Genomic DNA, 9,137 nt, shown 5'->3' with positions numbered 1-9,137 from the left:
GGGAAGCCCGGCCCCCAGGGAAGGACGAAGCCCGCCTGCTCGCCCTGGCGCGGTCAGCCTTGACGCGGTAGTTCTATTTTCCTCAATTTACAGCAAATCCAGCCCCAGGGAGCAGCCACCATGAGCACACAGAGCGCGGTCCCCTCGCCCATGGAGGCGCGGCTGGCGGGTTATTGGCAGGAGCTGCTGGGGGTGGACGCCGTGCGGCCGGAGGACCACTTCCTGGAGGTGGGGGGCAACTCGCTGCTGGCCACGATGCTGGCCAACCGCATCGAGGACGACCTGGGCCTCCAGGTGGGCATGGTGGACCTGTTCAACACGCTGAGCGCCGTGGCGGCCGTCTGCGAGCGCCTCCAGCAGGAGACCCAGGCCGCCGGCTGAACGCGCCCCAACGCGTGGCCGCAAGACGACGGGCCGGGCGGGTGGACGGGGCTTGCCTCTTTTCCCCCCGCCCCCGGTTGGGCTAGCAGGGGGACCATGCCCATCCTCGCCCTCGTCCGTCATGGTCAGTCCCTCTGGAATCACGAGAACCGCTTCACCGGCTTCGTGGACGTGCCCCTCACCGAGCAGGGCCGCAACGAGGCGCGCAAGGCCGCCGACGCCCTCCAGGGCCTGAAGTTCGACGTCGCCTACACCTCCGCCCTCAGCCGCGCACAGGAGACGCTCGCCATCCTGCTGGACACGCTGAGCCAGCGCCCGCCCGTCATCCGCGACGCGGCCCTCAACGAGCGCCACTACGGCGACCTGCAGGGCCTCAACAAGGCGGACGCCGCCAAGGAGTTCGGCGAGAAGCAGGTCCACATCTGGCGCCGCTCCTTCGACGTGCCGCCCCCCAATGGCGAGTCCCTGGAGATGACCGCCAAGCGCGTGCTGCCTTTCTTCGACCGGGCCATCGCGGGCGACCTGCGCCAGGGCAAGAACGTGCTCGTCGTGGCGCACGGAAACTCCAACCGCTCCCTGGTGATGCGCCTGGACAAGCTGTCCGGTGAGACGGTGGTGGGCCTGGAGCTCGCCACCGGCGTGCCGCTCGTCTACGAGATTGGCTCCGACGGCCAGGTCGTCTCCAAGCGCGGCTGAAGACGCCCTGAGGGCAGGGCCTTCCTGGGGAAGATGAGAGGGGGCTTGAATGAGCAGGCCTCTGTCCCGTCAGATGGGAGGAAGCAAGAACACCCCCAAGGATGCACACCATGAAGGCCCTGACCCTCGCCGTCGTCCTGCTCTCCTCCGCCGCTGCCCTGGCCCAGACGGAGCCCAAAGCGGCGGACTCAGTCAACATCGCTGGCGGCGCCGAGTTCCGCCGTCCCCCGCCCCCGGGCCACTCCACGCCGCGCCCCGTGCCGATGCCGCAGCCGGTGCCCTCGAGCAACCAGGTCGTCATCGACCGGGAGCAGGCGGAGCGCCGCATCGACCGGATGGAGAAGGCGCTGCGCGACGCGATGTCCCGCACGAGGGACGCCAAGGGCCGCGACAGCATCCGCAAGGCCATGGAGGAGCTGGACAAGCTGAGCGAGTACGTGGCCGACGCCGCGCCGTACGGCACGGGCCTGCCGCCCCCGGGGCCGCATCAGCCGATGCCGCCCCCGCCGCCGGTGGTGCGTCCCATCACGGATCAGCAGTTCCGCAGCATCACCCAGGCGATGGTGCGCGAGTCCTTCCCGCGCGAGAAGCTGCGCATCCTGTCGCAGGTGGCCCCGAACGAGAACTTCCTCGTGACGCACATCCTGTCGGTGCTGGGGCAGTTCTCCTTCTCCAACGACAAGCTGGAGGTGGTGCGCCTGATGCGGCCCACGCTGCTGGATCCGCAGAACGGCTACCAGCTGTACCAGGCGTTCCCCTTCTCCAACGACAAGGCGCAGCTGCAGGCCATCCTCGACAGCGGCGGGCGCTACTAGCTTCTCCGCGTCACCGGGAGAGCGCGGACCAGATGGTCCGCGCCTCCTGCGAGTCCACGGTGGCGTGGACGCTGGCCAGCACCCGGCCGTCCGCGTCCAGCGCCAGGACATAGGGGGTTTCGCTGGGGGAGAGCCCCAGCGCCCTGGCCATGCCACCGTTCTTGTCCAGCCAGGTGTCCTGCCAGTAGGCCTGGGGCACCTGGTTCTTCGCCTTGCCCCGCGCGGCGCCCTCGCTGACGAAGAACGGCAGCTTGAGGGCGATGAGCGACTGGCGGTGCACCGAGTCCGGGACGTGCTGGTCCGCCGCGTCGAACCATCCGCGCATCTGGGCGCCCGCATCCTTGTCGGTGATGACGACCAGCAGCGTGGGGCGCCCCTTCAGCTCCTCGCTTGCATGCTTCCCGTTCGTCAGGTCGTGCGCGGAGAACTCCGGCAGCGACTGTCCCTGGGAAGGGAGGGCGAACGCGCCCGGGGCCGTGAGCAGCACCCCCGCGAGCGCTGACACCGTCAGGATGGACCGTCCCCGTCGCGAGCCTCTGGATTGGCGAGCCATGAAAGGACAGGTGTTCACGGGGAGTCGGGTTCCCAAGCGCCCGGAATGCCTGCGCCCGCCCGGCTGCCTGCCCCGTGCGGGGATCCGCTAACGTCAGCGCCCCCCCTTTTCGTACCGGGAGTCCCCCTTGAGAACCGCTTCCCTCGCCCTGCTCCTGCTGCCGCTGACGGGCAGCGCGGCCGTGAAGAGCATCTCCTCCGTGGCCGAGCTCCAGACCGCGCTTTCGTCCGCCAAGGCCGGCGACGAGCTCGTCCTGGAGGACGGCACGTACACCGTCAACGCGAACCTCACCTGCGCGGCGGAGGGCACCCAGGCCGCGCCCATCATCGTGCGCGCGAAGAACCGCCACGCGGCCGTCGTGCGCTTCAACGCGCAGGAGGGGTTCAAGGTGTCCGGCCGGTACTGGACCTTCGACGGGCTCACGGTGGAGGGCATCTGCGCGAACGACCAGAACTGTGAGCACGCCTTCCACGTCACCGGCCACGCGGAGAACTTCGTCCTGCGCAACAGCCGCGTGCGCGACTTCAACGCGCAGCTCAAGGTGAACGCGGCGCAGAACGGCAGCGGCGTGTGGGAGATGCCGCACCGGGGCCTCATCGAGAACAACGAAATCTACGACACGCACGCGCGCGCGACGTCCACGCCCGTCACCAAGCTGAACATCGACACCGGCGATGACTGGGTGGTCCGCGACAACGAGCTGCACGACTTCTCCAAGCAGGGCGGCATCTCCTACGGCGCCTTCATGAAGAGCGGCGGCAAGCGCGGCCTCTTCGAGCGCAACCGCGTCCTGTGCGTGAAGGACCAGCCCGCGGGGGACACCCGCATCGGCCTGTCCTTCGGCGGTGGCGGCACCGGCAATCAGTACTGCGCGCCGGCCTTCGACCCGAGCGTGCCGTGCTCGCCGGAGCACACGGACGGAATCATCCGCGACAACATCGTGGCCAACTGCTCGGACGTCGCGGTGTACCTGAACAAGGCCGCGAACACGCGCGTGCTGTTCAATACGTTCATCGGCACGACGGGCGTGGACTACCGCTACGCCGCGTCCACCGGCGAGGCCGTGGGCAACGTCCTGACGGGCGTCATCCGCAACCGCGACAGCGCCACCGGCACCCAGAGCAACAACCGCTCGAACGTGACCACCACCACCTTCGCGTCCTGGTACGTGGCGCCGCTCAAGGGCGACTTGACGCTCAAGGGCGACGTGTCGTCGCTCATCGGCGCGGCCCCGCGGAACACGCTGGCGCCGGAGGACTTCTGCGCGCGCGCCCGGCCCGCCTCGGCCACGCTGGGAGCGCTGGAGCACTCACTGGGTGACTGCCCCGCGAACACGGGCGGCGGCACGGACGCGGGCACCGGTGGAACGACGGACGCGGGGACCGGAACCAGCGTGGACGCGGGCACCGGAACCACGGACGCGGGCGTCGTTCCGGACGCAGGCCCGGAGCAGGACCCGTCCGGGGACGACGGCGAGGACGAGGACGGCGGCTGCAACGCGAGCCCCGGCCTGCTGCCCGCGCTCCTCGGGCTGCTCGTGCCCCTGGCCCTGCGCCGGCGCGCCCGCCGCTAGCGAAAGGCCTCACACGAGGCGGCTGGAGAACCCAGCCGCTTCGCTGCCCCCACGCGCTTCAGAACGCGGTGGAGACGAACAGGCCCGGGCGGATGGCCAGGATGCCGCCCACCACGAGCAGCAGCGACACCAGCGTGCCCACCAGCACGGGCACGAAGTTGGGCGCCGCGCGCGGCTGCTCCCCCGCGGCGGGGGCCTCCGCGGACCGAAGGCGCCGCCGGGTGGCGCCCAGGGGGCCCTGGATGGCGCCTACCGCGAGGATCATCATCACGATGTGCCCGATGAGCGCCGGGTAGTACCCGCGCGTCACCAGCACGCCGACGCCCACGAGCACCTGCAGCTGCAGCAGGCCGGAGTAGGACGCGCCGAGGATGCGCCCCACCTTGTCGAACGGGCGCTTCGTGGCGACCGCGAACGCGAAGAACGCGAGCGCGAGGACACCGGACAACAGCACCAGGTAGCGAAGACCCGAGTGGAGATGGAAGAAGAAGGTCATGGGCGCGAGGGTTTAGCACCCGCCGGGCGGGGCGCGACGTTTCCTGCAGGCTACGACGGGTCCGGCTTGGGCGTGCGCTTCGTGCTGGGGGGCAGGGGCGGCGCGGAGATGCGCTCGGCGGGGGGCAGCTCGCCCGTGAGGCTCTTGAGGAAGGCCACCAGGTCGTCCACCTCGCCGTCGTTCAGCGTGCGGCCCAGCTGGTAGCGCCCCATCAGGCGCACCATGGCGGGCAAATCGTTCACGCTGCCGTCGTGCAGGTAGGGCCCGGTCATCTCCACGTCGCGCAGGGTGGGCACGCGGAAGTAGCCCCGGTCGTCCTCGTTCTTCGTCGCGTCGAAGCGGCCCGCGTCGGTGAGGGCCGGGTACGCCTCCACCAGCCCCAGCTTCTGGAACGACGCGCCGCCCACCGCCGGGCCGTTGTGGCACGTAGTGCATCCGGTGGTGACGAAGGCCTCCAGGCCGCGCTGCTCCTGCGCGCTCAGGGCCGCGTGCTCCCCCGCGAGGAAGCGGTCGAAGCGCGACGACGTGGTGAGCGTGCGCTCGAAGGCGGCCAGCGCCCGGGCGGCGTTCGCCAGCGTGACGGGCTTGTTCCCCTTGGGGAAGGCGGCGCGGAAGCGCGTGGAGTACTCGGGGATGGAGGCCAGCGTGGCCTCGACGCGCTTCGCGTCCGGCATGGCCATCTCCACCGGGTTCATCATCGGCCCTTCCGCCTGGGCCTCCAGCGTGGCGGCGCGGCCGTCCCAGAACTGCGCGATGTGGTGGGCCGCGTTGTAGACGGTGGGCGAGTTGCGGCTGCCCTTCTGCTTCTTGTGCCCTTCCGACAGCGCCTTGTTGTCCACGCCATAGGTGTCGAGGCCGTGGCAGCTGTTGCAGGACACGTCGTGGTTCTTCGACAGGCGGGGCTCGTGGAAGAGCATGCGCCCCAGGGCCACCTGCTCCGCGGTGTCCTCGGGCAGCGGGGCCTGGTTGCGGGGCGCCTGGAAGAAGTGCGACGCCAGCTTCGCCACCGCCGCGGCATCCGGCGCCGACGGCTTCGGGGCAGGGGCCTGCTCCGCCACCGGAGCGGGCGCGGGCGGCTTCGCCTCCGGAGCCTTGTCCGGGGAGCGCTCACAACCGGCGAACAAGCCCGTCCCCATCACCGACAGGGTGAACCCGAGCAGCAGTCGATTTCGCGTCATGTTGGAGAGCCTCCTGGATGCGGCGCGGAGCGCACCGTACCAGTGACCCGGGCGGCTGGCTTCGAGACGGAACGTCGCACCCACGGCGCGGACTTTCCCCTTCCATCAGTCCGGCAGCGCCTGCCCGGACGGCGGCCCGGCGGACGCGGCCCGGGGCTCCTGCGGAACAGTCCCCGCGCCGCTACCTCTTCTCCTTCAAGCTCTCGGCGACACGCAGCGGCGCATCCGCCTGGAAGCGGGGCGCCACGGAGGACGGCGGATGCAGGACAAAGACACGGGCGGCAAGGGGCGGGAGGTGGACGTGCTCGTCTGCCGCAAGTGCCTGGGCAAGAGCGCCCGGAGCGGCGGGCAGGACCTGCCGCGCTGGCTCCAGGGGGAGCTGGCCGAGCGGGGCCTCGCCGGTCAGGTGCGCGTCACGCCCACCGGCTGCATGAACCAGTGCCCGCGCCGGCAGGTCACCGTGCTCGTCTCCGACACCGAGGATCCCGAAGGCCGCCTGCTGCTGGTGGAGCCCCGGCTGCAGCGCGACCTGCTCTTGAAGTTCGTGGAGCGCCGCGCGCGCCCGGACGCTCCCGCCGCCACGCCCGGCGGAGGAGACGCTTTGGGGCGGGGACAGGAGCACCTCGGTGATGAACCGGTCCACGAGGAACGAGGCCAGTAGCCCCGTCGCGGTGCCAGCGGCGTCCCACGCCAGGTCCTTCACGGAGAAGACGCTGCCGCGAGCCTTGTCGTAGACCTCCTTGCCCAACCCCACGCCCAATCCCAGTCCCACACCTGTGAGCGCCCGCGCGCCCGGCGAATCGAAGAGGACGGCGCCCGCGCCGTAGCCCACGCCCGTGGCCGCCGCGCACGCCATGAAGTGTTTGGGCTTGTCGCTGCCAAACCAGTCATCACCAGACGCGGCGCGGCCCGAGGCCGGGACAGCGAGGAGCACGAGGGCGGCGAGCGCGGAGCGGGCGGACATGCATCCATCCTGTAGCACCCCGCGCGGAGGACGCGACCTGGGCTGGGAGTGAAAATCCGGTGCGTTCCCGCGCCTGCCAGCCCCCACGGTGGGTGCGTTTTGGAGACGAGGCCCATGGGTGGGCTTATGCTCGGCTCGCTTTGAAAGGATTCGGTCCCTCGCTCAGCTTCCGGCAGACCCGGCACCCCGCGTTGGATGGCGCGCGCGGACTGGCCGTGCTCGCCATGGTGATGGGTCACACGCTGGACGCGCTGCTGGCGCCCGCGTTCCGGGACCACCCGTGGGTCCAGGAGTACTGGAAGCTCCGGGGCATCACCGCGCCGCTGTTCCTGCTGGTGAGCGGCTGGGCGGTGGTGATGGCGCTGGGCACGAAGCCGGGCGCCGCGAAGGACTCCTTCGGCCGCCGGTTCCGCCGCGCGCTGCTGCTGCTCTTCCTGGGCTACCTGCTGCACTGGCCGGGCTGGGGCGCGGTGCGCGAGCTGGGCTTCTCCGACGCCATGTTGCGCAAGGTGTTCCAGTTCGACGCGCTCCAGTGCATTGGCGCGGCGCTGCTCCTGGGCGCGATGGCGCTGGTGGTGACGCCGCACCGGGGCGCCCGGGCGCTGCTCCTGGGCGGGCTGGCGGTGGGCATCCCCCTGGCGAGCGCCGGGATGTGGAGCGCGGGCGCGCACCTGCCGGTGCCGCTGCAGCAGTTCATTGGCAATGGGGAGGGCAGCCGCTTCCCGTTCTTCCCCTGGGCGGGCTTCTTCTTCGCGGGCGCGTTCGCCGCGCACCTGCTGCACCTGCTCAAGCCGGGCCTGGCGCAGGGCTTCGCGCTGCTCGCGCTGGGAGGAGCGCTGCTGGCGCTCACCCGCTGGGTGCCCGTGGAGTGGACGCCCACCAGTCCCACGATGGTGATGTACCGCGTGGCGCAGGGCCTGCTGGTGCTGGGCGTCGTGAACCTGCTGCCGCGGCGGGTGAGCGGCCTGCTGGCGCCGCTGGGACGGCTGTCGCTGTGGATCTACGTGCTGCACCTGCCGGTGGTGTACGGCTGGGCGGACATCGCGGGCCTCGCGCAGCGCATCGGCCCCCGGCTGGGCATGGCGGCGGCGCTGGGCGTGTCCGTGGCGCTGCTGGTGGGCTGCTACCTCGTCGCCCGGATGGGCCGCTGGGTCCGCGAGCAGGCCCGTCCCTGGCGCGCCGGCTCCACCACGCTGAACGCCAGCGTCGGCACCGCGCGCCTGGGCCAGTAAGCCGCCTTCAGCCCTCGGAGCCGGTGCGCGGCAGCTTCGCGGGCGGCTCGGTCGCGTTGCCACGCGCCACCAGCTCGCGCGTCACGGACTCCAGCGCGCTGATGCGGCGGCCCGCGCGGCCCCGGGCCCACGTCGCCACCTCCGGCGCCTTGAGCAGCTCCACCGCCTGCTCCACGCCGCCAGCCTTGCCCTTGAGCGCCCGCGCCGTGGCCAGCCGCACGTTGCGCGCGGACCTGCGCCCGAGGCCGCTGCCCCACAGCAGGTCCAGCGCGAACGTGGTCCACACCGTCAGCTCGTCATCCGGGCGCAGGAACGCCTCGAAGCGGGCCAGCGCCTGGGCACGAGGCTCACCGGCGCGCAGCTCCTCCTCCAGCAGCTCCACGTGCAGCGACGTGCTGTGCGCGAGCGGCTGCTCCGGCGCGATGACCGCCTCGAAGCGCTCGCCCGTGGCGTAGCGGACCGCCACCAGGTGCACCAGCTCCGGCGGGATGCCCGCCTCCAGCGGGTGCGCGTTCGCCTCCGCGTAGAAGAGGACCAGCCGGTCCGCGGCATCCGCCAGCGAGCGCAGCTCCAGCGGCGGGCGCCACTCGCCCTTGTAGATGCGGCGGCGGTTGGGCCCCGTGCGCGTCTCCTGGCGCTCCAGCTGCGTGTCCACCATGAACTCGAACGCGCCCAGCATGCGGTCGAAGTACTCGGGCTTGCCCTCCAGCTGGCCCAATATCTCCGCCACCGCCTCGATGGTGGAGACGCAGTGGTCCGCCGGCTCCGCGCGGATGCGGTAGTTGCTCGGGCGGCGAGGCACGAAGCCGATGCGCGGCAGCGCCGCGAGCACCGGGTTGCGCATCACCACCTTCTTCGCCTGCGGCCAGGTGCCGTCCACGACGATGAGCGTCTCTGGCGGGTTCGCCTGGGCCTCCTCCACGGTGATGGCGTCCTCGCCCGGGAAGAGCACCGCGACGCGCTCGGGGTTCTTCGCCAGCTCCTCCAGCCGCGCGTGGCCGGTGAAGTCCACGCCCCGGTGCAGCTCCGAGTTGGTCAGCGACAGGTGAGCCATGCGCGCCGTGCCAATGGCCACGCGCCGCTCCCGCGGATGCTGGAGGAACACCACGCGCGTGCGCGTCTGGAGCTGGGGGACATGCGCGCAGTAGCACGCGCTTTCAGGACGCAGACACTTGATGCAGAAGGTACGCACGCTGTGGCCCTTTATCACGGCCCCGCCCCCGGCGGCCGGGAGCGTCCGCCGCCGGGA

The 9,137-nt window shown here is 71.3% G+C and carries 10 protein-coding genes; 6 read left to right on the top strand and 4 right to left on the bottom strand.

What is annotated here, in order from left to right; translation table 11 throughout:
* Positions 1-120 precede the first annotated feature (120 nt).
* The 3 genes from D7W82_RS36315 to D7W82_RS36305 all read left to right on the top strand — a co-directional run bounded on the left by D7W82_RS36315 (position 121) and on the right by D7W82_RS36305 (position 1,892).
* Positions 121-381, top strand: a complete 261-nt coding sequence (locus D7W82_RS36315) for a phosphopantetheine-binding protein (protein WP_014394890.1) — start codon at positions 121-123, stop codon at positions 379-381.
* A gap of 96 nt (positions 382-477) precedes the next feature.
* Entirely contained in the window at positions 478-1,077 is a 600-nt protein-coding gene (locus tag D7W82_RS36310; protein ID WP_120622678.1) for a 2,3-diphosphoglycerate-dependent phosphoglycerate mutase, read from the top strand.
* Positions 1,078-1,187: 110 nt separating this feature from the next.
* On the top strand, positions 1,188-1,892 hold the full coding sequence (locus D7W82_RS36305) for a DUF4476 domain-containing protein (RefSeq protein WP_158617791.1): 705 nt from the start codon (positions 1,188-1,190) through the stop codon (positions 1,890-1,892).
* A gap of 10 nt (positions 1,893-1,902) precedes the next feature.
* On the opposite strand, the gene D7W82_RS36300 is transcribed toward D7W82_RS36305, so the two are convergent.
* Positions 1,903-2,445, bottom strand: a complete 543-nt coding sequence (locus D7W82_RS36300; RefSeq protein WP_147439722.1) for a hypothetical protein — start codon at positions 2,443-2,445, stop codon at positions 1,903-1,905.
* Positions 2,446-2,572: 127 nt separating this feature from the next.
* Here D7W82_RS36300 and D7W82_RS36295 point away from each other — a divergent pair, with 127 nt between their 5' ends.
* Complete coding sequence (locus D7W82_RS36295; RefSeq protein WP_120622675.1) at positions 2,573-4,018, top strand: chondroitinase-B domain-containing protein; 1,446 nt, start codon at positions 2,573-2,575, stop codon at positions 4,016-4,018.
* 58 nt (positions 4,019-4,076) lie between these two features.
* On the opposite strand, the gene D7W82_RS36290 is transcribed toward D7W82_RS36295, so the two are convergent.
* Both D7W82_RS36290 and D7W82_RS36285 read right to left on the bottom strand, forming a co-directional pair.
* Positions 4,077-4,514: a hypothetical protein gene (locus D7W82_RS36290; RefSeq protein WP_120622674.1), complete on the bottom strand. Its 438-nt coding sequence runs from the start codon at positions 4,512-4,514 to the stop codon at positions 4,077-4,079.
* Positions 4,515-4,564: 50 nt separating this feature from the next.
* A complete protein-coding gene (locus D7W82_RS36285; RefSeq protein ID WP_120622673.1) occupies positions 4,565-5,692 on the bottom strand; it encodes a cytochrome-c peroxidase in 1,128 nt (375 codons plus the stop codon).
* Between the two features lie 259 nt (positions 5,693-5,951).
* On the opposite strand from D7W82_RS36285, the gene D7W82_RS40280 reads away from it, so the two are divergent.
* Both D7W82_RS40280 and D7W82_RS36275 read left to right on the top strand, forming a co-directional pair.
* Complete coding sequence (locus tag D7W82_RS40280) at positions 5,952-6,353, top strand: (2Fe-2S) ferredoxin domain-containing protein (protein ID WP_147439721.1); 402 nt, start codon at positions 5,952-5,954, stop codon at positions 6,351-6,353.
* Positions 6,354-6,796: 443 nt separating this feature from the next.
* Positions 6,797-7,888 carry an acyltransferase family protein gene (locus tag D7W82_RS36275; RefSeq protein ID WP_216619220.1) on the top strand — a complete coding sequence of 364 codons (1,092 nt, stop codon included), beginning with the start codon at positions 6,797-6,799 and terminating at the stop codon, positions 7,886-7,888.
* A 7-nt stretch (positions 7,889-7,895) separates the two neighbouring features.
* Here D7W82_RS36275 and D7W82_RS36270 read toward each other — a convergent pair whose 3' ends face one another.
* Entirely contained in the window at positions 7,896-9,080 is a 1,185-nt protein-coding gene (locus D7W82_RS36270) for a tRNA-uridine aminocarboxypropyltransferase (RefSeq protein ID WP_199727964.1), read from the bottom strand.
* Positions 9,081-9,137: the final 57 nt, after the last annotated feature.

Source organism: Corallococcus sp. CA049B, from assembly GCF_003611685.1.
Classification (GTDB): Bacteria; Myxococcota; Myxococcia; order Myxococcales; family Myxococcaceae; genus Corallococcus; species Corallococcus coralloides.
The sequence above is the reverse complement of the archived record's forward strand: the minus strand, read 5'-3'. Positions and strand labels throughout refer to the sequence as shown.